The 21,950-nt window shown below is 71.4% G+C and carries 21 protein-coding genes; 11 read left to right on the top strand and 10 right to left on the bottom strand.

All coding sequences use genetic code 11. From position 1 onward, the window contains the following. Positions 1-115: 115 nt before the first annotated feature. A complete protein-coding gene (locus TR49_RS28785; protein ID WP_042386825.1) occupies positions 116-622 on the top strand; it encodes a DUF4383 domain-containing protein in 507 nt (168 codons plus the stop codon). A gap of 72 nt (positions 623-694) precedes the next feature. Then, entirely contained in the window at positions 695-1,417 is a 723-nt protein-coding gene (locus TR49_RS28780) for a TerD family protein (protein WP_052434726.1), read from the top strand. A gap of 4 nt (positions 1,418-1,421) precedes the next feature. On the opposite strand, the gene TR49_RS28775 is transcribed toward TR49_RS28780, so the two are convergent. Continuing rightward, positions 1,422-2,156 carry a Tellurium resistance gene (locus tag TR49_RS28775; protein WP_052434725.1) on the bottom strand — a complete coding sequence of 245 codons (735 nt, stop codon included), beginning with the start codon at positions 2,154-2,156 and terminating at the stop codon, positions 1,422-1,424. 187 nt (positions 2,157-2,343) lie between these two features. Between TR49_RS28775 and TR49_RS28770 the strand changes: the two genes are divergently transcribed. Both TR49_RS28770 and TR49_RS28765 read left to right on the top strand, forming a co-directional pair. Beyond that, entirely contained in the window at positions 2,344-3,351 is a 1,008-nt protein-coding gene (locus TR49_RS28770) for a DUF2637 domain-containing protein (protein ID WP_042386824.1), read from the top strand. Between the two features lie 207 nt (positions 3,352-3,558). After that, a complete protein-coding gene (locus TR49_RS28765; protein ID WP_052434724.1) occupies positions 3,559-4,773 on the top strand; it encodes an ROK family protein in 1,215 nt (404 codons plus the stop codon). 30 nt (positions 4,774-4,803) lie between these two features. On the opposite strand, the gene TR49_RS28760 is transcribed toward TR49_RS28765, so the two are convergent. From TR49_RS28760 to TR49_RS28735, 6 genes are all read right to left on the bottom strand, one after another. Then, entirely contained in the window at positions 4,804-5,538 is a 735-nt protein-coding gene (locus TR49_RS28760) for a class I SAM-dependent methyltransferase (protein WP_236653572.1), read from the bottom strand. Positions 5,539-5,547: 9 nt separating this feature from the next. Continuing rightward, on the bottom strand, positions 5,548-6,759 hold the full coding sequence (locus TR49_RS28755) for a DUF475 domain-containing protein (protein ID WP_042386823.1): 1,212 nt from the start codon (positions 6,757-6,759) through the stop codon (positions 5,548-5,550). Between the two features lie 91 nt (positions 6,760-6,850). Continuing rightward, on the bottom strand, positions 6,851-7,429 hold the full coding sequence (locus tag TR49_RS28750; RefSeq protein ID WP_042386822.1) for a TerD family protein: 579 nt from the start codon (positions 7,427-7,429) through the stop codon (positions 6,851-6,853). A gap of 142 nt (positions 7,430-7,571) precedes the next feature. Continuing rightward, positions 7,572-8,030 (bottom strand): peroxiredoxin, encoded by a 459-nt coding sequence (locus TR49_RS28745; RefSeq protein WP_042386820.1) that lies wholly within the window; start codon positions 8,028-8,030, stop codon positions 7,572-7,574. 152 nt (positions 8,031-8,182) lie between these two features. Beyond that, the gene (locus tag TR49_RS28740; protein ID WP_042386819.1) at positions 8,183-9,034 is read right to left on the bottom strand and encodes a DinB family protein; all 852 of its coding nucleotides are present in this window, start codon (positions 9,032-9,034) and stop codon (positions 8,183-8,185) included. Between the two features lie 134 nt (positions 9,035-9,168). Continuing rightward, entirely contained in the window at positions 9,169-9,615 is a 447-nt protein-coding gene (locus TR49_RS28735) for a DUF3052 domain-containing protein (protein ID WP_042386817.1), read from the bottom strand. Between the two features lie 562 nt (positions 9,616-10,177). On the opposite strand from TR49_RS28735, the gene aceE reads away from it, so the two are divergent. The 3 genes from aceE to TR49_RS28720 all read left to right on the top strand — a co-directional run bounded on the left by aceE (position 10,178) and on the right by TR49_RS28720 (position 15,258). Further along, positions 10,178-12,928, top strand: coding sequence for a pyruvate dehydrogenase (acetyl-transferring), homodimeric type (gene aceE, locus TR49_RS28730; RefSeq protein WP_042386815.1), 2,751 nt, complete (start codon positions 10,178-10,180; stop codon positions 12,926-12,928). A gap of 170 nt (positions 12,929-13,098) precedes the next feature. Next, positions 13,099-13,839 (top strand): G1 family glutamic endopeptidase, encoded by a 741-nt coding sequence (locus TR49_RS28725; RefSeq protein WP_042386813.1) that lies wholly within the window; start codon positions 13,099-13,101, stop codon positions 13,837-13,839. Positions 13,840-14,139: 300 nt separating this feature from the next. Beyond that, positions 14,140-15,258 (top strand): alpha/beta hydrolase, encoded by a 1,119-nt coding sequence (locus TR49_RS28720; RefSeq protein WP_042386811.1) that lies wholly within the window; start codon positions 14,140-14,142, stop codon positions 15,256-15,258. 118 nt (positions 15,259-15,376) lie between these two features. Here the strand turns inward: TR49_RS28720 and TR49_RS28715 are convergent, their stop codons facing one another. Then, complete coding sequence (locus TR49_RS28715) at positions 15,377-16,387, bottom strand: aldo/keto reductase (protein WP_174501617.1); 1,011 nt, start codon at positions 16,385-16,387, stop codon at positions 15,377-15,379. Positions 16,388-16,410: 23 nt separating this feature from the next. Next, positions 16,411-16,806 (bottom strand): MerR family transcriptional regulator, encoded by a 396-nt coding sequence (locus tag TR49_RS28710; protein WP_042386809.1) that lies wholly within the window; start codon positions 16,804-16,806, stop codon positions 16,411-16,413. A gap of 86 nt (positions 16,807-16,892) precedes the next feature. On the opposite strand from TR49_RS28710, the gene TR49_RS28705 reads away from it, so the two are divergent. Then, positions 16,893-17,720: a serine hydrolase domain-containing protein gene (locus TR49_RS28705; RefSeq protein WP_042386807.1), complete on the top strand. Its 828-nt coding sequence runs from the start codon at positions 16,893-16,895 to the stop codon at positions 17,718-17,720. Positions 17,721-17,732: 12 nt separating this feature from the next. Here TR49_RS28705 and TR49_RS28700 read toward each other — a convergent pair whose 3' ends face one another. Beyond that, a complete protein-coding gene (locus TR49_RS28700) occupies positions 17,733-18,458 on the bottom strand; it encodes a pirin family protein (RefSeq protein ID WP_042386805.1) in 726 nt (241 codons plus the stop codon). Between the two features lie 225 nt (positions 18,459-18,683). On the opposite strand from TR49_RS28700, the gene TR49_RS28695 reads away from it, so the two are divergent. From TR49_RS28695 to TR49_RS28685, 3 genes are all read left to right on the top strand, one after another. Next, on the top strand, positions 18,684-19,859 hold the full coding sequence (locus tag TR49_RS28695; protein ID WP_042386850.1) for a PucR family transcriptional regulator: 1,176 nt from the start codon (positions 18,684-18,686) through the stop codon (positions 19,857-19,859). A gap of 109 nt (positions 19,860-19,968) precedes the next feature. Continuing rightward, entirely contained in the window at positions 19,969-20,913 is a 945-nt protein-coding gene (locus TR49_RS28690) for an ACP S-malonyltransferase (protein ID WP_042386804.1), read from the top strand. After that, positions 20,910-21,944 (top strand): beta-ketoacyl-ACP synthase III, encoded by a 1,035-nt coding sequence (locus TR49_RS28685; RefSeq protein WP_042386803.1) that lies wholly within the window; start codon positions 20,910-20,912, stop codon positions 21,942-21,944. Before TR49_RS28690 ends, TR49_RS28685 begins: the two co-directional genes overlap by 4 nt. Positions 21,945-21,950: the final 6 nt, after the last annotated feature.

Genomic DNA, 21,950 nt, shown 5'->3' with positions numbered 1-21,950 from the left:
AACGGGCCGACGGGCGCCCCATCGGCGCCTCCCGGGGCTGTTGCAACGGGTCGGGACCGGTCGGACGATGGAAACCGGAATGCCGTCACCGCCCACGCACCCCAGGGAGGCGGCCATGAAACTCCAGGATCACCTGTCGGCGGACCACCGGCTGGGCCAGGTCTACCGGTACAGCGCCGGGGCCATCGGCCTGTTCCTGATCGTCTTCGGCATCCTCGGCTTCACCAACAACGTCGGCTTCTTCTCCACGACGGGCGACCACGTCGCGGGCATGACCAGCAACGGCGCCCTGAGCCTGCTGTCGGTGCTGTTCGGCGCCCTGCTGGTGGGCGGCGCGGCCGTCGGCGGGAACTTCGCGTCGACCCTCAACATCTGCGTCGGCATTCTCTTCCTGATCAGCGGGTGGGTGAACCTGGGGCTGATCGCGGGGCCGCACAACATTCTCAACTTCCGCATGCGGAACGTCATCTTCAGCTTCGCGGTCGGCCTGGCCCTGCTGCTCTTCGGCATGTACGGCCGGGTGACGCTGCACCTGCCACAGGACAACCCCTACTGGCGGAACAGACACCCCGAGGCCGCCAAGGCCAACCCGCTGCCGCCGCGCGCCCTGCCGCACGGCTGACGGGTCGCCCGGCTCGCCCGAAGGCCCTCGCCCGGTTCCGCCGTCAGGCGCGCGTACGGCAGGATGTCGGGCATGACGGAGGTCATGCCCAAGGGCTCCAACGCGCAGCTCCCCGCCGACGTGGCGGCGGTCCGGGTGGTGCTGCGCTGGCAGTTGCTGCCCGGCACCCCGGACGTGGACGTGTCGGCGCTGCTGCTGACCGCCCAGGGCCGCGTGCGCGAGGACGCCGACTTCGTCTTCTACAACCAGCCGCGGCACCCCAGCGGGCTGGTCCGGCACCGGGCCAAGGCGCGGCGGCCGGGCGAGGCGAGCGACACCCTCGACGTGGACCTGGACCGGCTGCCCGGCTGGGTGGACCGCGTCGTGCTGGGCGCGAGCGTCGGCGACGGCCAGGACTTCGCCGCCGTCGGGGGCCTGCAGCTGCTGCTCTTCGACATCGCCGGCGGGCCCGGCGCAGCCGCGCTGACCCGGTTCGACCTCTTCGACGCGCGCGGCTGCGCCGCGCTGCTCTGCGGTGAGCTCTACCGGCGCTCGGGCGCGTGGAAGTTCCGCGCCATCGGGCACGGCTATCCGTCAGGGCTGGGCGGCCTGGCCCAGGACTTCGGCGTCACCGTCGAGGAGGAGGAAGAGGAGGCCGCCGCGGAGCCGTCCCTCCCGCCGGCCCCGCAGGGCCCGCCGATCGCGTCGGGTTCCCCGGTCCCGCAGGGTTCCCCGGTGCCGCAGGTGGAGCAGCTGCTGCCGGAGCCGGACGGGTTCCGGCTGCCCCCGCAGGGGCCGCAGTTCCTGCGCGTGTGACGGCTCAGGCGCCCGCCGGCTTGAAGCCTCGCTGCCACTGGAGGCCCCACCCGTAGAGCCGGTCCAGCTCCGCCTGGAAGCCGTAGACGTAGCGGACCTCACGGGTGATCAGGAACTCCCCGCCGCCCTTGTTCTCCATCAGCAGCACCGCGCACGAGCGCGCCTGCGCCTCCCGCTCGTCCAGCCGGACCTCGATGCGCGGGCCGGATGTCGGGAAGAGCGTCACCACCGCGTGGGTGCGGTCGAAGGCGGGGGTGTCGTCGTAGATGTAGACGAAGATGAGCAGCCGCTTGAACTGCTCGCGCTTGTCCATGTCGATGTACATCATCTCGCCCGTCGGAGCGCCCGAGCGGTCGTCGCGGCTGAGCCGGATGAACGGGGCGTGCTGCAGGTCGCCCATGTAGGGGCCGAGCGGCTGGATCACGCCCTTGCTGCCGTCCTTCATCTCGTACAGGCAGCCCAGGTCGAGGTCGACGGCCAGCGGTTCGGACCCGGACTGACCGAGCGTCACCGGTCGGAAGGGGTTCGGGTTCAGCAGGGCCCGCATCTGCTCGCGGGCGCTCCGGCGCGGCGCCTCGAACTCGCGGGCGGTCCAGTGCAGATTGACCTGCATCGTGCCGGAAAGCGCGCCTTGTTCCGTCAGCGAGTAGGTGCGGCGCTTGCGGTCCAGAGTGATCCGCTCGATGCCGACATCCAGGCCACGGTCGGCCCTGCGCAGCAGGTCCAGCAGTCCGGCCATTCCAACCGCCCCCTCATTCCACCCGGTTCACCTGCGGGTATACCCGCAGGGCCGAGCCGCATGCGGGGCATAGGTGGCGAGCCTGCGGGGAACTGACGGGCCTTGACAAGACCCGGTCGATAACACACCTTGCTCACGCGTACGATACGGAGTCTCCTGCCACACACCCAAGCCGAGGCGTCCCCGTATGAACCTCTCCTCCATACAACTGGTCTGGCTCGTCGTCGGGTGCGCTGTAGCGCTCGTCGTCCTCGTCATCATGAGCCTGCTGCGCACGAAGAAGCCCAAGCACGCCGCCACCGAGGACTCCTGGGAGCGCAGCGAGGAGCGCCGGCGCCGCAAGGAGGCCGTCTACGGGGCCGCCTCCTACGTGCTGCTGTTCGTCTGCGCCGCCGTGGCCGCCGCGCTCTCCTTCCACGGCCTGGTCGGCTTCGGCCGTCAGAACCTGGGCCTGAGCGGTGGTTGGGAGTACCTGGTGCCGTTCGGCCTGGACGGCGCGGCCATGTTCTGCTCCGTCCTCGCGGTGCGCGAGGCCAGCCACGGTGACGCCGCGACCGGCTCGCGCCTGCTGGTGTGGCTCTTCGCCGGCGCCTCGGCCTGGTTCAACTTCGTGCACGCGCCGCGCGGCGGCGACCACAACGGCGCCCCGCAGTTCTTCGCGGGCATGTCCCTCTCCGCCGCCGTCCTCTTCGACCGCGCGCTGAAGCAGACCCGCCGCGCCGCGCTGCGCGAGCAGGGCCTGGTTCCGCGTCCGCTGCCGCAGATCCGCATGGTTCGCTGGCTGCGCGCGCCCGTCGAGACCTACAAGGCCTGGTCGCTGATGCTGCTGGAGAACGTGCGCAGCCTGGACGAGGCGGTCGACGAGGTGCGCGAGGACAAGCGCCAGCGTGAGGCGGCGGCCGCCGCCCAGCGCAGTGCGGACCGGCGCGAGCGGGCGGAGCTGAAGGCGATCGCGCGCTCTGCGCCCGTCAAGGAGCTGACGACGCTGGACGCCTCGGCCACCGCCGAGGGCGCCGGCGCCGCAGCGCTGGAGCCGGCCGCGCCCCGCGGCGTCCTGCCGCGCCGCCGCAGCGCGAGCGCGCTGACGGGCGCCGCGCAGGCGGCCGACGGCCGCGAGGAGGACGAGGACTCGACCATGTCGCGGCTCGACTCGCTGGACCGCAAGCTGAAGGACCTCGAGCAGCAGTTCGGCTGAGCCGCCGTCCCGGCGCCGGGCGTCCGGCGCCGGGCGCCCGGTGGCGCGTCGACGGGGCACTCGGTGGCACGTCGACGGGATCCGGAGCCGGGTCCGGGGTCGGACTGGGGCGATTGCGCCCGGTTCGCCCGGGCCCGGCTTTGATGTATCTGTGCAGGTCTCGGGCTCCCCGGCCATCGTGCCTGACCAGACCGTACAGTGTTGACCATGCTCGCCACCCCGTCCGGCCCTTCGGGGCCCGCCGCGCCGACCGGACCGTCCAAGCCGGCGACCTCCGCGACCCTACGGGAGATCAATCTCCGCACGGTTTTCGACATCATCCGCGCGCAGGCCCCCATCTCCCGCGCCGAGGTGGCCCGGCAGACCGGCATCTCCAAGCCCACGGTCTCCGCACTGCTCCAGGACCTGTTGGACCTGGGCCTGGTCAACGAGACGGAGCGCGACGAACAGAACGGCCCCACCTACGGCGCACTCTTCTTCGCCCCGCGCCCCGAGGCGGCGCACGTGCTGGCGCTCGACGTCGGCGCGCGCCGCCTACGCGGCGCGGTCGCCGACCTGGAGGGCCGCCAACTCGCCCGCGAGGACGTCGACGTGGCGGGTCTCGACGCGCCGCACATCGTCGAGGCCGCGGCGGCGCTCGCCCAGCGGCTCCGCGAGGGCGCGAAGATCGCGCCCGACCGGATCCAGCACGCCGCGATCGGCGTGCCCGGTGTGGTGGACAGGCGCGAAGGCCGCATCTGGCAGGCGCTCAACATCCCCGCCCTGGACGGCTTCCCGGCCCACGAGCAGTTCGAGGCGGCGCTCGGCTGCCCGGTGACCCTCGAGAACGACATCCACCTGGCCGCCCTCGGCGAGCAGCGGGCCGGACGGGGCCGGGACGCGACGAGCTTCTGCTTCCTGTCCGTCGGCACGGGCGTGGGCGCGGGCCTGGTCCTGCGTGGCGAGCTGCACCGTGGTTTCGCGGGCGCGGCGGGCGAGTTGGACAACGTCTTCGGCGAGGACGAGATCGAGCGCAAGGACCCCTGCGCGGAGGCGCTGCTGCGGGGCGTGGCAGAGCTCTTCCCGGCCGGCTCGGCGCCCGCCTCGACGGAGGACCTGTTCGCGCTGGCCCGTGAGGGGAACCCGGCCGCGCTCGCCGCGGTCGACGAGGAGGCCCGCCGCATCGCCGGCTACCTCGCCCCGGTGGCGGCGGTGGTCGACGTCGAACTCACCGTCCTGGGCGGCGGCATCGGCCTCAACGCCGACCTGCTGCTCGACCGAGTCACGGAGCGCCTCGCCGCCCGGGTCCCCTACCCGCCGCGCGTGGAGGTCTCCGCGCTGGGCGAGGCCGCGGTCCTCACCGGAGCGATCGCGGTGGCGACCCGGGAGGCGCTGGAGCAGATCCTCGCGGCACGCTTCACCGCGGGCCACCGCCGCCCGTGAGGCGGGCGGGCCCGGTCCGCGAGAGAGGCCCTATGCGCGCCGGGCGACGGTGACGAGGCTGCGGCTGGCGTCCGTCACCGGGCCGCCCTGCCAGTCCCCCTCGCGGCGCTCGATCGCGAAGCCCGCCTCCGCCAGGAAGGCGTCCAGCCGGGCCTCGTCGAGGAAGCGAAGCGTCGTGGCGTCGACGGAGAGGACCATGCCGTCCGGGGTCGCGGTGGTCTCGGTGAAGGTGACGAGGTCCTCGGTCACGGAGCGCACTTCGTGCCACTGGCGCAGGTCCCAGCCGTTTCCCGCGATCGTGTGGACCACGGCGGGGTTCCAGCTCTCCCACGCCCGCGCGGCCGGGTTGCGGGTCTCGAAGGCGAACCGGCCGCCGGGGCGCAGCGCGCCGTGGACCGCGGCGAGCGAGGCCCGCAGCTCCTTGTCGGTGACCAGGCACTGGAAGGCGTTGCTCGCCATGGTGGCCAGGTCGAACTCGCCGTGCCAGCGCGAGGCGTCCGAAGCGGCGCCCTCGACCCACTCGACGTCCGTGCGCCGACGCGCGCGCCGAAGGGAGGGGAGGTCGGGTTCCAGCCCCACGAGGCGGCCGGTGTGGCCCTGCTCGCGGGCCTGATGAAGCATCATGCCCGTGCCGCAGCCGATGTCCAGGACCGATTCGGCGGCCATCACCAGCAGGTCGTAGAAACGGTCCGACGCGTTGGCCGCGCCGTCCCACCGGTACATCTCGTCGTAGAGCGCGACCGAGTCGTCAGGGGTGAAGTCCACCCGGGAACGTTAGAGCCCGATCGATCGGGAGACAACGGGATTTCCCCCGACGCCGCCTCCCGGACCGTCCTGGCCGTCCTGGCCGTTCTCGCCGTCGTCCGCGCCCTCGGAGTCCTCGGCGTCGGAGTCCTCGGCGTCGGCCATCGCGTCCGCGCGGCGGTTGCGGAGCACCGAGCCGTACAGGGCCAGCGCGATGAAGGCGACGCCGATCAGGCCGGTGACGACCTCAGGGATCTCGTACCTGATCGAGGCCATCAGGATCAGGGCCAGCGCGCCGATGGCGTAGTGCGCGCCGTGTTCGAGGTAGACGTAGTCGTCCAGCGTCCCGCGGCGGACCAGGTGGACGGTGAGCGAGCGGATGTAGAACGCGCCGATCCCGAGCCCGAGCGCGATCTCGAAGATGTTCTGGCTGACCGCGAACGCCCCGACGACACCGTCGAAGGAGAACGAGGCGTCGAGGATCTCCAGGTAGACGAAGAGCACGAAGGCCGCCTTGCCGACCACGTGCACGGCCGAGCGCTTCGGCCGGGACGCGGGCGCCCGGTCGGCGTCGCCGTCCTCGCTGTGCCCGTCCGGGACGCCGACGGCCTCGAAGCGGTCCGACAGGCCGGTCGCGAGCAGGTAGGTGACCACGCCCGCGACGCCGGCGAGGAGGACGGTCTCGGCGCGCCCCCCGGCGAAGACGCGGGAGGCGAGCAGCAGGGCCCCGAGGGTGAGGATCACCGGGAGGCGTTCGATCCGGCCGAAACGTTCCATCACCCGCTCCACCGGGCCGAACCAGCGCAGCTCCTTCTCGCCGGCGAGGAACTCCAGGAAGATCATCAGCAGGAACGCCGCCCCGAAGGCGGCGATCGCCGGATGCGCGGCGTCGAGGTGCTCGGCGTAGCTGAGGCCGTGGTACGTCCGCGAGGAGTCCAGCGCCAGCTGGAGCACCGTGAGCGGCGCGATGTGCGCGGTGAGGCCGACGACGAGGAGCGGGAAGACCAGCCGCATGCCGAAGACCGCGACGAGCACGCCGACGGTCAGGAAGATCCGCTGCCAGAACGGGCTCATCCGGCGCAGCACGGTGGCGTTGATGACGGCGTTGTCGAAGGAGAGCGAGATCTCCAGGATCGCCAGGATCAGGACGACACCGAAGCCGTCCGCCCCCCACAGGTAGCCGGCCGCGGCCAGCCCCAGCAAGGTGACCCCGAAGGACCATCCGAAGGTGCGGAGAAACACCGCGCGCCCACCCCTCTCGCTCCCGCCGTCGGTCGACGCTCACCCGGCCGCCGTCGGCCGGGAGATGCCCCCAGCATCTCATGACGGATTCTTACGAAACGTTCACCCCAAAGTCTAGGGCGATGCCTCGCAATCCGGTCGCATACCCCTGACCGACGGCTCGGAACTTCCACTCCCCGTCGTAGCGGTAGAGCTCACCGAAGATCATCGCTGTCTGGTCGGACGCCTCTTCGGACAGGTCGTAGCGGGCGAGCTCGGTTCCGTCCTGCTCGTTGACCACCCGGATGAAGGCGCCGCGAACCTGGCCGAAACTCTGCCTGCGGATCTCGGCGTCGTAGATCGAGACCGGAAACACGATCTTGTCGACCTGGGTGGGCACCAGGGCGAGCTGGACGGTGATCGCCTCGTCGTCGTCCGCGCCGTCACCGCCGCGGACGTCGTCGCCGTGGTGCTCGACCGAGCCCTCGGGGCTCTTGAGGTGGTTGTAGAAGATGAAGTACTCGTCGCCCAGCACGCGCCCGCCGGAGCAGAGCAGGGCGCTGGCGTCGAGGTCGAACGGCGCGCCGGTCGCCGACCGCGCATGCCAGCCGAGCCCGATCCGCACCGTCGTCAGGTGCGGGGCCGCCTTGGAGAGTGAGACGTTTCCGCCCTTGGCCAGCGTGACGCCCATGGCTTAAGTTCCTGCCCCTCTGCCGCGCCGATCTCGCGTTGCCGGCCTCGATCGTAACGGGGCATCAGCACTTCGGCACAGGGCCCGCGGGCCCCGGCGAACCGGTTCCCACGGGCCCTTTCGTCGGCTCGGCGGATCAGGCTCAGAGGGCCTGCAGCGCCTTCAGGTACTCCTGCTGGTCACGCGCGTCCGGCAGGCCGTTGACGACGGTCCAGCGGACGACGCCCTGCTTGTCGATGACGAAGGTGCCGCGGACGGCGCAGCCCTTCTCCTCGTCGAACACGCCGTAGGCACGGGACACCTCGCCGTGCGGCCAGAAGTCAGAGAGCAGCGGGTACTCCAGGCCCTCCTGCTCGGCGAAGACCCGCAGCGTGAACGGCGAGTCGTTGGAGACGGCCAGGATCTGCACGTCGTCGTTCTGGAACGACGGCAGCTCGCGCTCGAGGCTGCAGAGCTCGCCGGTGCAGACACCGGTGAAGGCGAACGGGTAGAAGACCAGCACAACGTTCTTCTCGCCACGGAAGTCCGCGAGCGAGACGACCTCGCCGTGCTGGTTCTTGAGCGAGAACTCGGGAGCCGGAGAACCGACCTCGATAGCCATGCGAAAACCCCTCATCGTCGTAGGCCGTGCCGGGGCCATCCTGCCACGTCGGGATGTCGCTCCTGCCCGAGGCCGCAAGCAGCCACGGGCGCGCAGGGGGCCGTCCGCACAGCGTGGTTGCCCGCGCCCCTGAGGCGCTGCGACGCAACGTCTCAGCGGAAGCCCGGCAGCTTGCCGAGCAAGGACACCGCGCCCACCGCCCTGCGCAGCAGGGGGCCGCCCGGGAGGTTGGGGACCTGTTCGACGAGGGGGGCCAGGGCGAGGAGGCCGCCGACGCGGCGCATGCGGATCTCGCCGCGGGCGAGCATCGCCGGGACGGAGCCCGTGGAGACCAGGAGGTGACGGGCCGCGCCCTCGACACCGGGGAGGTCGTCCGCCGATTCGTGGCGGCGAACCCGCCAGCCGTCCGCGTCGGCGGTGAAGACCCAGCCCAGACCGCCGTCGGGCTCCCACAGGCCCGCCGCGGAGGGGATCCTGGCCCGCCAGGCCAGCGCGCCGACCACGTCGACCATCGCGGCCAGACCCGCGTCGGCGAGCGGCGGGGGGACGGAGCCGGTGGCGTCGTGGACGGCCTGTGCGGCCTCGTGGCCCATGGCGTGGATCTGCGTCAGCACCGGCAGCGGACCGAGCGGGGAGTCCACGATGCGGCGGCCGAGCTCCGGCGCGGCCAGGACCTCGTCCAGCGCCGTGACGACCCGCTCCCTGGCCTCCGCCAGTGCGGCCCTGACTTCCTCGGGCGAGGGGTCGAAGGGCTTGGGGCGGCGCTCGGGGACCGGCAGGCCGTGGGCCGCGGCCATGACGCCGCCGAGGACCGGTCGGCCGGGCCAGGAGCCCAGCGCGGCCAGCGGCCGCAGATCCCACGGCTCCTCCCCCGCGTCGGACGGGCCGGCCGCGGCGGCGAGCACCGCGTCCCAGCCGCCGAGGACGCGCGCCCGCAGGCTCTCCGGCGGCTCGTCGGCGACGCCGCGCGGCCCGTGCAGGACCGGTTGGTGATCTTCTGCCATGCCGCCATTCTGCCGCCGACGCCGCAAGACCGGCATTTCGGGGCTTTCGTGCCCGGCTCGGCACATGCGAAACGGGGCCCGGACGGGAATCCGTCCGGGCCCCGCTCGTCAGCTCGGGATGCTCGGGGAGCGCCTCAGCGCTTGCCGGCCTTGGCGGCCTTCGGGGTGGCCAGGCGGACCGCCGACCACTCCTTGCTCACCGCCGCCGTGCTGGTCTGCGACAGCCCGGCCGTCTGTGCGGCGTCGGCGATGTCGCTGGCCTCGACATGGCCCTCGCGCCCGGTCTTCGGCGTCAGCAGCCAGACCAGGCCGCCCTCCACCAGGTACTCCTGGGCATCGACGAGGGAGTCGGTCAGATCTCCGTCTTCGCTGTCCTCGCGGAACCACATCAGCACGACGTCGGCGACGTCGTCGTAGTCCTCGTCGACGAGCTCGGTGCCGGTGAGTTCCTCGATGGACTCACGCAGGACCTGGTCGACGTCCTCGTCGTAACCGAGCTCCTGGACCACCTGTCCGGGCTCAAGGCCCAGCCGACGTGCCTGGCTGGTCTTGTCCTCCGCGGGGTCCGCGGTCGCGCTCACGGGAATTGCCTCCTATATCCGACCCTGTCTTCTGGTACCAGGGCTGTGCCGGTAGTCCACACGGGCGGGGCGCGGAGCGCAAGTACCCGGCCTCCGATCAGCCCCTGGCTACGGTGAGTCGCGGTGCGACACGCCGTCGGGAGTGACCGGGATCACTCCCATTTGCCCCAGTATCACCAGCAAACGGCGTTCCGCGCAGCGGATCGACCTTCCCCTTACCCGCTGTAGGCGTCGCTCACTCCTCGTAGGGATCGCAGCACGGAGCGCCGCCCGGCACGTCTCAGCACTCGACCATGTGACCGAGTAGTCCTTGACCAGGCGTAGAGTCTCCTGTTGGCCCTCCCCAGCCTGCCCACTCCACAACGTTGTGGGGACGGGTCGGGCCACCTCGTCGTGCGACACCGCGCACCTGGCGAGAACCGGCTCGATTGCCCCTAAGGGATTACTCCCGTCGGGGCACGAATCGGTTACTCATGGGTAGAGATGACGTTTCTCCCCCTGCGGTCCACGATGGAGGCGGCGCGACACACCCTCCGCAACGACCGACAAGTGAAGGAACAGCGTGGCTTCCGGATCCGATCGCAACCCGATCATCATTGGCGGCCTGCCCAGCCAGGTCCCTGACTTCGATCCCGAGGAGACCAGCGAATGGCTGGACTCCCTCGACGCCGCCGTCGACGAGCGCGGCCGTGAGCGCGCCCGCTACCTCATGCTGCGGCTGATCGAGCGCGCCCGCGAGCGGCGCGTCGCCGTGCCGGAGATGCGCAGCACGGACTACGTCAACACCATCGCCACCAAGGACGAGCCCTTCTTCCCCGGCAACGAGGAGATCGAGCGCAAGGTCCTGAACGCCACCCGCTGGAACGCCGCGGTGATGGTCTCCCGCGCGCAGCGTCCGGGGATCGGCGTGGGCGGCCACATCGCGACCTTCGCCTCCTCGGCGTCGCTGTACGACGTGGGCTTCAACTACTTCTTCAAGGGCAAGGACGCCGAGGGCGCCTCCGGCGACCAGATCTACTTCCAGGGTCACGCCTCGCCGGGCATCTACGCCCGCGCCTACCTGCTGGACCGCCTCTCCGAGCAGCAGCTCGACAGCTTCCGCCAGGAGCACTCGCGCGCGCCGTACGGCCTGTCCAGCTACCCGCACCCGCGCAACATGCCGGACTTCTGGGAGTTCCCGACCGTGTCCATGGGCCTGGGCCCGCTGGGCGCGATCTACCAGGCGCGGATGAACCGCTACCTGCTGAACCACGGCATCAAGGACACCTCCGACTCGCGCGTGTGGGCCTTCCTCGGCGACGGCGAGATGGACGAGGTCGAGTCGCTCGGCCAGCTGTCCATCGCCGCGCGCGAGGGCCTGGACAACCTGACCTTCGTGGTCAACTGCAACCTGCAGCGTCTCGACGGGCCGGTTCGCGGCAACGGCAAGATCATCCAGGAGCTGGAGTCGATCTTCCGCGGCAACGGCTGGAACGTGATCAAGCTCATCTGGGACCGCACCTGGGACCCGCTGCTGGCCCAGGACCGCGACGGCGCCCTGGTCAACAAGATGAACACCACGCCCGACGGCCAGTTCCAGACCTACGCCACCGAGTCCGGCGCGTACATCCGCGAGCACTTCTTCGGCGGCGACCTGCGCCTGCGCGCCATGGTCGAGAACCTGAGCGACGAGCAGATCCAGCACCTGGGCCGCGGCGGCCACGACCACAAGAAGGTCTACGCCGCGTTCAAGGCCGCGACCGAGCACAAGGGCCAGCCGACCGTCATCCTGGCCCAGACCGTCAAGGGCTGGACGCTCGGCCCGAACTTCGAGGGCCGCAACGCGACCCACCAGATGAAGAAGCTGACGGTCGAGGACCTCAAGCGCTTCCGTGACCGGCTGCACCTGCCGATCACCGACAAGCAGCTGGACGAGGGCTACCCGCCCTACTACCACCCGGGCAAGGACTCGGAGGAGATCCAGTACATGCACGACCGCCGTGCGGAGCTCGGCGGTTACATGCCGACCCGCAAGGTGCGGCCGCGCAAGCTGGAGCTCCCCGGCGACGACGCCTACAAGGTCCTCAAGAAGGGCTCCGGCCAGCAGTCGATCGCCACCACCATGGCCTTCGTCCGCCTGCTCAAGGACCTGATGCGGGACAAGAACATCGGCAAGCGCTTCGTGACGATCGCGCCAGACGAGTACCGCACCTTCGGCATGGACTCGCTCTTCCCGTCCGCGAAGATCTACGACCCGATGGGTCAGCAGTACGAGTCGGTCGACCGCGACCTGCTGCTCGCGTACAAGACCTCGCCGCAGGGCCAGATGATCCAGGACGGCATCACCGAGGCCGGCTCCACCGCCTCGCTGATCGCCGCGGGTTCGTCCTACGCTACTCACGGCGAGCCGCTGATCCCGGTCTACGTCTTCTACTCGATGTTCGGGTTCCAGCGCACGGGTGACCAGTTCTGGCAGATGGCCGACCAGCTGGCGCGCGGCTTCGTGCTCGGCGCGACGGCCGGCCGCACCACGCTGACCGGTGAGGGCCTGCAGCACGCCGACGGCCACAGCCAGCTGCTGGCCTCGACCAACCCGGCGGCCGTCAGCTACGACCCGGCCTACGGCTACGAGATCGCCCACATCGTGCAGGACGGTCTGCGCCGCATGTACGGCAGCAGCCCCGAGCACCCGCACGGCGAGGACGTCTTCTACTACCTCACGGTCTACAACGAGCCGATCCAGATGCCGGCCGAGCCCGAGAACGTGGACGTCGAGGGCATCCTCAAGGGCGTCCACAAGCTGGCGGAGGGTCAGGAGGGCCAGGTCCCGGCACAGATCCTCGCCTCCGGCGTGGCCGTGCCGTGGGCGCTGGAGGCCCAGCGCATCCTCGCCGCGGAGTGGAACGTCAGGGCCGACGTCTGGTCGGTGACCTCCTGGAACGAGCTGCGCCGCGACGCGGTGGAGACCGAGGAGTTCAACCTGCTCAACCCGGACGAGGAGCAGCGCGTCCCGTTCGTGCAGCGCAAGCTGGCAGGCAGCGAGGGCCCGTTCGTGGCCGTCTCCGACTGGATGCGCGCGGTGCCGGACCAGATCTCGCGCTGGGTGCCGGGCCAGTACCAGTCGCTGGGCGCCGACGGCTTCGGCTTCGCCGACACCCGTGGCGCGGCGCGCCGCTACTTCCACATCGACGCGCAGTCGATCGTGCTGGGCGTGCTGACCGAGCTGGCCAAGCAGGGCAAGGTCGACCGCACGGCGCTGAAGGCGGCCATCGACCGCTACCAGCTGCTGGACGTCGCGGCCGCCCACCCCGGCAACGCCGGCGGCGACGCGTGATCGCTTAATCCACAAGCGCCAGAGGCTCGGTGACCAACCGTCACCGAGCCTCTTGGTTTGCTGTGGCATTTTTCTGTGGATTCGGACGAACCACTCCCCCGCGTGGTGACACTCCTCTACCTTGGCCGCACGCCGACAACAGATTCGGCATTTCGTGCGAGAGGAGCTCCATGCGTACGACCCGTCGCACCACCGCTCTGTCCGCCGCCCTGCTGGCCGTCCTCGGGACTGCCGCGCCCGCCTTCGCGACCGCCGCCCCCGCGATCGCCAACGGCACCGTGCACAACCTGCACATCCACCTGCGCAACAGCTCCAGCTCCAACTGGGCCGGCTTCGCCGCCACCGGCGGCGGCTTCACCAGCATCTCCGCGAGCTGGGTGCAGCCGACCGGCAAGTGCACCAGCGCCACGAGCTACTCCAGCTTCTGGGTCGGCATCGACGGCGACGGCAGCAACAGCGTCGAGCAGACCGGCTCGGAGGTCGACTGCTCGGGCGGCTCGCCGCAGTACTACTCCTGGTACGAGATGTACCCGGCGTACCCGGTGAACTTCTCGAACACCGTCAGGCCGGGCGACCACTTCACGGGTTCGGTGACCTTCAACGGCTCCGGCAAGTTCACCATGAAGCTGAGTGACACCACCCAGGGGTGGAGCCGCTCGGTCAGCAAGACCTACTCGCCGGCGCAGCGCTACTCGGTCGAGGTGATCGCCGAGGCGCCGTCCAGCTCCACGGGCGTGCTGCCGCTGACGAACTTCGGCACGGTCAACTTCACCAACTCCCTTGCCAACGGCCAGCCGCTGGGCAACTACAGCGCCGACCAGATCAACATGGTCTCCGGCTCCACGACGAAGGCGACCACCTCCTCGCTCTCGGGCGGCGAGAACTTCTCGGTGACCTTCAAGCACAGCTGACAGCGGGTTGTTCACAGGCTGACGACGGTGGGTGACGCCTCACGGCGTCGCCCACCGTCGCTGTGTGAACGGCTCGTAAGAATCCCGCACGAAGCTCCGTCGATTGACGGCCATTGTGATGGTTGTCGCAGTTTGTGCCCGGCTCGTACAGCGTACGCACCCGGACGATGCCCTTACGCTTGCGCAAAGCGTCTCGCATGGCGGGCATGTCGCCGCACGCCGTGACGCCCCGCACCCGCGAGACCACCGGGCTGTTCGCGCCCGCACGACGGTCGCCGGCAACCCCGAGGAGACACCTGCATGCGGTTCAAGCGCACCCTGGTGGCAGCGTTGGTCTCCTTCACCTGTCTCGCCGGCACGGGTGCCGCGGCCGCCGGAGCGGCCGTCTCCACCGAGCAGATCGCCGTCACCACCCCGCCCGCGGGCAGCGCGGCCTGGCTGCACGACCGCAGCCTCGGCGTCACCATGCCGGACCCCGCGTCGGCGAGCGCGACCGAGGTCGCCGCGTTCTTCGCCGGGCTCACCCACGCCCAGCAGCAGCAGCTCGTCGCGAACTACCCCCTCGTCGTCGGCAACCTCGACGGCGCGCCCCCGGCGCTGCGCTACCAGGCCAACCACCTCGCCATGCAGGCCGAGCTGGACCGCCTGAAGAAGCACGACCCGCAGTCGACCGCGCAGATCGCGATGCTGACGCAGCTCACCCAGCCCGGCCACCAGGTCATCGCCTTCGACCCGCGCAGCCGCGGCCTGGTCGCGGAGGTCTTCGGCGACCTCGCCACCGCGGAGAAGGTCTCCGTCCTCGTCCCCGGCTCGGACATCGACCTCGCCCACTTCGACCGCGTCCAGGGCGAGGCGCAGGCGCTGCGCGCCGAGGAGCAGCAGGTCTCCCCCGGCACCACCACCGCCGCCATAGCCTGGGCCGACTACGTCACCCCCGTGGGCCTCGGCGCCGACGCCGCGACGTCCCGCCTCGCGGACGCGGCCGCCCCCCGCCTCACCCGCTTCCTCGCGGGCCTCGCGGTCACCGCGCACCCCGGCACGCCGCCGTCTCTCTTCTGCCACTCCTACGGCTCGGTCGTCTGCGGCGTGGCCGCCCCCACCCTGCACGCGACCGGCACGGTCACCGACATGGTCGTGCTGGGCAGCCCCGGCATGGACATCGACGACGCCTCCGCCCTCGGCGCGGGCGTCCGCCTCTGGGCGACGGTGCGCAACGCCACCGACTGGATCGGCAACGTCCCCTACCTCGAGTTCGCCGGCCTCGGCCACGGCCAGGACCCCACCAGCGCCGGCTTCGGCTCCCACCTCGTCGCCTCCACCGGCGCCGCCGGCCACAACGGCTACTACACCCCGGGCACGGCCAGCCTCCGCAACTACGCGGACATCGCGCTGGGCCAGTACGGCGACGTGACCTCGTAGGACTCCAGGGGTGCGGGGAACTGCGCGAGCAACCACCCTGTGCGGATGGCCTGTTCCGTGAGGACCATCGCACGCCGGTGGCTTGTCGCGCAGTTCCCCGCACCCCTGTACAGCCACCTCACTTCGAGATGCTGCTCATGTCCGCGTAGCGGTCACCGGCGACCTGGGCGGCGATGGGTTCCAGGGTGGCGAGCTCCGCGTCGGTGAGGATCAGCGAGGTCGCCGCGGTGTTCTCCTCCAGGCGGGTGCGCTTGCGGGTGCCCGGGATCGGGACGACGGACAGGTGGTGGACCTGGGCGCGCTGGTGGACCCAGGCGAGGGCCACCTGGCCCACCGTCGCGCCGCGCTCTGCGGCGATCTTGTGGACCGGGGCGAGCAGCGCCGCGTTGTGCGCGGCGTTGTCGCCGGTGAAGCGCGGCTGGTAGTTGCGGAAGTCGCTCGCCGCCAGCTCGCCCGCGTTGCTGAAGGACCCCGTCAGGAAGCCGCGGCCGAGCGGGGAGTACGGCACGAACGCGACGCCCAGCTCCGCCGCCGCGGGCACCGCGCTCCGCTCGACGTCACGGGAGAAGAGCGACCACTCCGACTGCAGCGCGGTGATCGGGTGGATCGCGTGCGCCTCCCGCAGCTCGTCGCCGTTGACCTCGGACAGGCCGAGGTGGCGCACCTTGCCCGCGGCGACCAGCTCCGCCATCGCGCCGACCGACTCGGCCAGCGGGACCTCGGGGTTGCGGCGGTGCATGTAGTACAGGTCGATGTGGTCGACGCCCAGGCGTCGCAGGCTCGCGTCGACGGCCTGACGGACGTAGGCCGCGTCGTTGCGGACCGCGCGATAGGCCGGGTCGTCCTCGCGGCGCTCGATGGCGAACTTCGTCGCGAGCACCACCTCGTCGCGGTGGGCCTGCACGAACGGGCCGACGAGCTCCTCGTTGCGGCCGAAGCCGTACATGTCGGCCGTGTCGAAGAGCGTGACGCCCAACTCGAGGGCCCGCTCGAGCGTGGCGCGGGACTCGCTCTCGCCGGTGTCGCCGAACTGGTCGCTGTAGAACTCGCTCATGCCCATGCAGCCGAGGCCCTGGACGCCGACGACGGGGCCGTTCGCGCCCAGCGTGGTGGTCGGGATCTTGCTCATGTGACTCAGTCCTGCCTCTCGCCTTACTGACAATCTTGGCCGTACAAGTCGATCTTGTAATCCAGGACCAGAAGGTTCGCCTGCAGGTCGCGGATCCGCGCCAGCACCTCCTCGCGGTGCGCGATCAGCAGCTCGCGCCGCTCGGCCCGCGTCCCGTCGCCGGCGCGGACCAGCTCGGTGTAGCGCAGCATCGCCGCGACCGGCATGCCGGTCGCCCGCAGGTTGCCGAGGAAGGCCAGCCAGCCCAGGTCCGCCTCGCTGAAGCGGCGTTGCCCGTGGTGCGAGCGGGCCGGGTGGTCCAGCAGGCCGATCCGCTCGTACCAGCGCAGCGTGTGCGCGCTGAGCCCGGTGCGCTCGGCCACCTCGCCGATCGTGTAGCGCGCCTCGAACTCGCTTCCCACTACGGCTGCCTGCGACATCTGCGGCCCCCTTCCGATCGTGTCCCCACCGACGCTACTGACTTCGAGTGCACTCTAAGCAAGGAACACTCCCTAGACTCGCCCCCATGGAGAGCCTGCGCCTGATCGAACAGTGGCCCGTCACCACCGCGGCGGCCGTCGTCGTCCGCCGCGACGGCAGCGTGGCCGGCAGCCACGGCCCGCAGCGGCACCCTTTCAAGCTCGCTTCGGTGACCAAGCCGCTGACGGCGTACGCCACCCTGGTCGCCGTCGAGGAGGGCGCGCTGGAGCTGGACGACCCGGCGGGCCCGGAGGGATCGACGGTCAGGCACCTGCTGGCGCACACCTCCGGCCTCGCCTTCGACGAGCACCGCGCGATGGCCGCGCCCGGCACCCGCCGCCTGTACTCGAACGCGGGCTTCGACGTGCTGGCCGAGACGGTCGCCAAGGCGACGGGCATGCCGTTCCCGCAGTACGCGGCGGAGGCGGTCTTCGCCCCGCTCGGCATGAGCGGCAGCCGGCTCGACGCCGCGAGCAAGAGCCCCGCCGGCGCGGGCGGCGTCTCCACCGCCGAGGACCTGGCCCGCTTCGCCGCGGAGCTGCAGGCACCGCGGGTGCTCCACCCCGAGACCGTCGCCGAGGCCGCTCGCGTCGCCTTCCCCGGCCTGAACGGCGTCCTGCCGGGCTACGGCCACCAGAAGCCGAACGACTGGGGCCTCGGCTTCGACATCCGCGACCACAAGTCCCCGCACTGGACCGGCCTCACCAGCTCCCCCGCGACCTTCGGCCACTTCGGCCAGTCGGGCACCTTCCTGTGGGTCGACCCGGCGGCGGGCGCGGCGTGCGTCGTCCTGACCGACCGCGACTTCGGCACCTGGGCGGCAGAGCTGTGGACGCCCTTCACCGACGCGGTCCTCGCCGAGCTGAAGCAGTAGCCGGCCCTCGACTCACCCGTAGCTGACGGGTGAGTCCATCGCCCACACCAGCAGCTCGACGCCGTCCGGACCGGCCGTGGGGTCGACGAGGGCGTCCCCCTCGGTGATCCGCACGGCGTCGCCCGCGGCCAGCTCGCGGCCCCGTCCCTTCGGGCCGCCCGACTCGCGGAAGCCGAGGCCGCCGCGGGCGACGTGCAGGTAGAGGTAGGGCGCCTGCGGCAGCTCCGGGACGGGCAGGTACGCGCCCGCCCGCAGCAGGTGCAGGGCGGCGTCCTCGCGGCGCAGCATGCCAGGAGGGGTCAGCAGCACCGAGCCCGCCTCGCCGCCCTCCTCGCGCAGCGCGTAGGACGGCTCGGTGCCGAACTCCCCTGGCTGGAGCCAGAACTGCAGGAACCGCACGGGTTCGTCCGTCGCCCCGTTGACCTCGCTGTGGCTGACGCCGGACCCCGCGCTCAGGTACTGGAGCTGTCCGGGGCGCACCACGGCCTCGTGGCCGTGGTCGTCGCGGTGCGCCAACGCGCCCTCGAGGACCCAGGTGAGGATCTCGGTGTCGCGGTGGCGGTGCGCGGCGAAGCCCGCTCCCGCAGCGAGGAGTTCCTCGTTGCAGGCCAGGAGCGCGCCGAAGGAGACGTTGGCGGGGTCGTAGTGCGCGGAGAAGGAGAACGCGTGCGCGGTCCGGACGCCGGGCTCCGGCTCGGAGCGGTAGCGGTGTCCGGCGCGGCGGATACTGAGCGGCATACCGCCACACTAGGCAGTTGTGACCGGCGTCTCCCGCGCCGGGTGGGTCCCCGTGCACGGATCGGCGCGGCGATGGTGCACGCTTAGTCTGTGCCAGACCCAGTCGCCCAGAACCCCGCGAACCAGCCGGCCGAGGCAGCCCTCGGACAGACCGCCGAGACCGCGGAGCGCACCTCGGTGCGGCGCGGCTCGCGGCGCGGGACGGCATTCGAGCGCAAAACCGTGATGGCCACGGCCGAGCAGCACGCGCAGACGCTGAAGAACCTGGAACGCGCCGCCGGGAAGATGGCCACCGCCGCCATCGCCCGGATGGACGACAACCTCGCCTGGTACCGCAACATGCCGCCGGAGCACCGCTCCTGGATCGGGCTGGTGGCGCAGGCCGGTATCGCCGCGTTCACCGAGTGGTTCCGCCACCCGGACGCGCCGCAGGCGATCAGCACGGACGTGTTCGGCACCGCGCCGCGCGAGCTGACCCGCGCGGTCACCCTGCGCCAGACCGTGGAGATGATCCGGACCACCATCGAGGTCGTCGAGGAGGCGATCGAGGAGGTGGCCGCGCCGGGCGCGGAGGAGGCGCTGCGCGAGGCGGTGCTGGTCTACGCCCGCGAGATCGCGTTCGCCACCGCGCAGGTCTACGCCCAGGCCGCGGAGGCCCGCGGCGCCTGGGACGCCCGCCTGGAGGCGCTGGTCGTCAACTCGCTGCTGTCCGGTGACGCGGACGAGGGCGTGCTGTCGCGCGCCGCCGCGCTCGGCTGGGGGTCGCCGGACCGGGTCATGGTCGTGATGGGCAGCGCGCCCGCCGGGGACAGCGAGCTGGTCGTCGAGGCGATCCGGCGGGCCGCCCGGCACGCCAAGCTGCACGTGCTCACCGGCGTGCTCGGCTCCCGGCTGGTCGTGGTCGTCGGCGAGAAGAAGCCGCGCAGCGGCGAGCGGCTGTGGGATCCCGTGGTCGCCGCCCGCGCGCTCATCGGTCAGTTCGCGCCCGGCCCGGTGGTGATCGGCCCGACCGTCTCGGACCTGCTGTCCGCGACCCGGTCCGCGCAGGCGGCCGCGGCGGGTCTGCGGGCCTGCTCGGCGTGGCCGGACGCGCCGCGTCCGGTGCTCGCGGACGACCTGCTGCCCGAGCGCGCGCTCGCCGGCGACGTGCAGGCGCGCAGCCAGCTGGTCGAGGAGATCTACACACCGCTCGACGAGGCCGGATCCGCGCTGCTGGACACGCTCTCGGTCTATCTGGAGCAGGCCTCCTCGCTGGAGGGGGCCGCCCGGATGCTGTTCGTGCACCCCAACACCGTCCGCTATCGCCTGCGCCGTGTGACCGACATCACCGGCTACGCTCCGTCGGACGTGCGATCGGCGTTCACCCTCCGCATCGCCCTGGCCCTGGGACGACTTCAATAGGGATGAGCTGCGCTGATGCACCGCTGTAGGGAATCCACAACTCCACTCGTGGTTCTTCGTCGCGGTCCTCACCCGCGCCGGACCGGCCCGACAAGAGAAGGTTGATGACGTGCTCGTACTCGTTGCTCCCGGACAAGGCGCCCAGACGCCAGGATTCCTCGCCCCGTGGCTGGAGGTGCCCGGCGTCGCCGACCGTCTCCGCCTCTGGTCCGACGTGGCCGGCCTGGACCTGGTGCACGCCGGAACCGAGGCCACCGAGGACGAGATCAAGGACACCGCCGTCGCCCAGCCGCTGCTGGTCGCCGCGGGCCTGGTGACCGCGTCGGCGCTCTTCGGGGACCACGCGAACCTCTCCCGGCAGGTCGGCGCCGTCGCCGGTCACAGCGTCGGTGAGATCACCGTCGCCGTCGCCTCCGACGTGCTGAGCGCCGAGGACGGGCTGGCGTTCGTCCGCGAGCGCAGCCTGGGCATGGCCGAGGCCGCCGCCGCGACCGCCACCGGCATGGTCGCCGTGCTCGGCGGGGACCCGGAGGAGGTGGCCGCCAAGCTGGCCGCCCACGGCGTCACCCCGGCCAACGACAACGGCGGCGGCCAGATCGTGGCGGCCGGCACGCTGGAGCAGCTGGCCGCGCTCAAGGCCGATCCTCCGGCCGGTGCCCGGATGATCCCGCTCAAGGTGGCGGGCGCCTTCCACACCGAGCACATGGCCCCGGGCCAGGTCCGGCTGGAGAAGCTGGCGCCCACGCTCACGACTGCGGACCCGACGGTCCCCTACGTCTCGAACAAGGACGGTCAGGTCGTCACCTCGGGTGCCGAGGTGCTGGCGCGCCTGGTCTCGCAGGTGTCCAACCCGGTCCGCTGGGACCTGTGCATGGAGACCCTGGCCGGACTGGGCATGACCGCGATGATCGAGCTCTCTCCCGCGGGGACCCTCACCAACCTGGTCAAGCGCAACGTCAAGGGTGTCGCGACGCTGGCCCTGAAAACACCGGCCGATCTCGACAAGGCCCTCGCGCTCGTGGCCGAGCACGGAGCCGGGGAGCAGAACGCATGACAGCCCAGCCCACCATCAAGCCCAGCACGGGGGCGCAGTTCTCGCGCATCCACGGCGTCGGCGGCTACCGCCCGGTCCGGGTCATCCCCAACTCCGAGGTTCTGAACTGGATCGAGTCCTCGGACGAGTGGATCCGCACCCGCAGCGGCATCACCGAGCGCCGCTGGGCCGGCCCCGAGGAGACCGTCGCCGAGATGTCGGTCCAGGCCGCCAGCAAGGCGATCGCCATGGCCGGGATCGCGCCCGAGCAGGTCGGCGGCGTCATCGTGGCGACCGTCTCGCACCTGAAGCAGACGCCCGCCATCGCGACCGAGATCGCCCAGCGCCTCGGCTGCGGCACCGCGCCCGCCTTCGACATCTCCGCCGCCTGCGCCGGCTTCGGCTACGGCCTGTCGCTGGCCGACGGCATGGTGCGCGGCGGCAGCGCCGAGTACGTGGTCGTGATCGGCGTGGAGCGCCTGTCCGACCTCACCGACATCCACGACCGCTCGACCGCCTTCATCTTCGGTGACGGCGCCGGCGCGGCCGTGGTGGGTCCGTCCGAGACCCCCGGCATCGGCAAGGTCGTCTGGGGTTCCGACGGCTCGCAGGCCGACGTCATCAGCCAGACCGCCGCGTGGGACACCGCGTTCGCCAAGCCCGACGCCGTCAACGGCGCGGGCGAGGAGACCAAGTGGCCGGCCCTGCGCATGGAGGGCCAGACGGTCTTCCGCTGGGCGGTCTGGGACATGGCGAAAGCCGCCCAGCAGGCGCTGGACGCCGCCGGGATCACCGCCGACCAGCTCGGCGCGTTCATCCCGCACCAGGCCAACATGCGGATCATCGACGCGATGATCAAGGCGCTCAAGCTGCCCGAGTCGGTCCCGGTGGCCCGCGACATCGCGGAGACCGGGAACACCTCGGCGGCGTCGATCCCGCTGGCGATGGAGCGCATGCTCCAGTCCGGCGAGGCGAAGAGCGGCGATCTCGCCCTCATCATCGGCTTCGGGGCGGGTCTCGTCTACGCAGCCGCAGTCGTTACCCTCCCGTAGGAAACA

Origin of the sequence: Streptacidiphilus melanogenes (genome assembly GCF_000787835.1) — a bacterium.
GTDB lineage: Bacteria > Actinomycetota > Actinomycetes > Streptomycetales > Streptomycetaceae > Streptacidiphilus > Streptacidiphilus melanogenes.
This window is presented reverse-complemented; position numbering and strand designations above follow the sequence as displayed.

Bases quoted from the DNA above. Each gene is read 5' to 3' on its own strand.
- TR49_RS28785 (WP_042386825.1), top strand. From the start codon at position 116: ATGAAACTCCAGGATCACCTGTCGGCGGACCACCGGCTGGGCCAGGTC.
- TR49_RS28780 (WP_052434726.1), top strand. From the start codon at position 695: ATGACGGAGGTCATGCCCAAGGGCTCCAACGCGCAGCTCCCCGCCGAC.
- TR49_RS28775 (WP_052434725.1), bottom strand. From the start codon at position 2,156: ATGGCCGGACTGCTGGACCTGCTGCGCAGGGCCGACCGTGGCCTGGAT.
- TR49_RS28770 (WP_042386824.1), top strand. From the start codon at position 2,344: ATGAACCTCTCCTCCATACAACTGGTCTGGCTCGTCGTCGGGTGCGCT.
- TR49_RS28765 (WP_052434724.1), top strand. From the start codon at position 3,559: ATGCTCGCCACCCCGTCCGGCCCTTCGGGGCCCGCCGCGCCGACCGGA.
- TR49_RS28750 (WP_042386822.1), bottom strand. From the start codon at position 7,429: ATGGGCGTCACGCTGGCCAAGGGCGGAAACGTCTCACTCTCCAAGGCG.
- TR49_RS28745 (WP_042386820.1), bottom strand. From the start codon at position 8,030: ATGGCTATCGAGGTCGGTTCTCCGGCTCCCGAGTTCTCGCTCAAGAAC.
- TR49_RS28740 (WP_042386819.1), bottom strand. From the start codon at position 9,034: ATGGCAGAAGATCACCAACCGGTCCTGCACGGGCCGCGCGGCGTCGCC.
- TR49_RS28725 (WP_042386813.1), top strand. From the start codon at position 13,099: ATGCGTACGACCCGTCGCACCACCGCTCTGTCCGCCGCCCTGCTGGCC.
- TR49_RS28720 (WP_042386811.1), top strand. From the start codon at position 14,140: ATGCGGTTCAAGCGCACCCTGGTGGCAGCGTTGGTCTCCTTCACCTGT.
- TR49_RS28715 (WP_174501617.1), bottom strand. From the start codon at position 16,387: ATGAGCAAGATCCCGACCACCACGCTGGGCGCGAACGGCCCCGTCGTC.
- TR49_RS28710 (WP_042386809.1), bottom strand. From the start codon at position 16,806: ATGTCGCAGGCAGCCGTAGTGGGAAGCGAGTTCGAGGCGCGCTACACG.
- TR49_RS28705 (WP_042386807.1), top strand. From the start codon at position 16,893: ATGGAGAGCCTGCGCCTGATCGAACAGTGGCCCGTCACCACCGCGGCG.
- TR49_RS28700 (WP_042386805.1), bottom strand. From the start codon at position 18,458: ATGCCGCTCAGTATCCGCCGCGCCGGACACCGCTACCGCTCCGAGCCG.
- TR49_RS28695 (WP_042386850.1), top strand. From the start codon at position 18,684: ATGGCCACGGCCGAGCAGCACGCGCAGACGCTGAAGAACCTGGAACGC.
- TR49_RS28685 (WP_042386803.1), top strand. From the start codon at position 20,910: ATGACAGCCCAGCCCACCATCAAGCCCAGCACGGGGGCGCAGTTCTCG.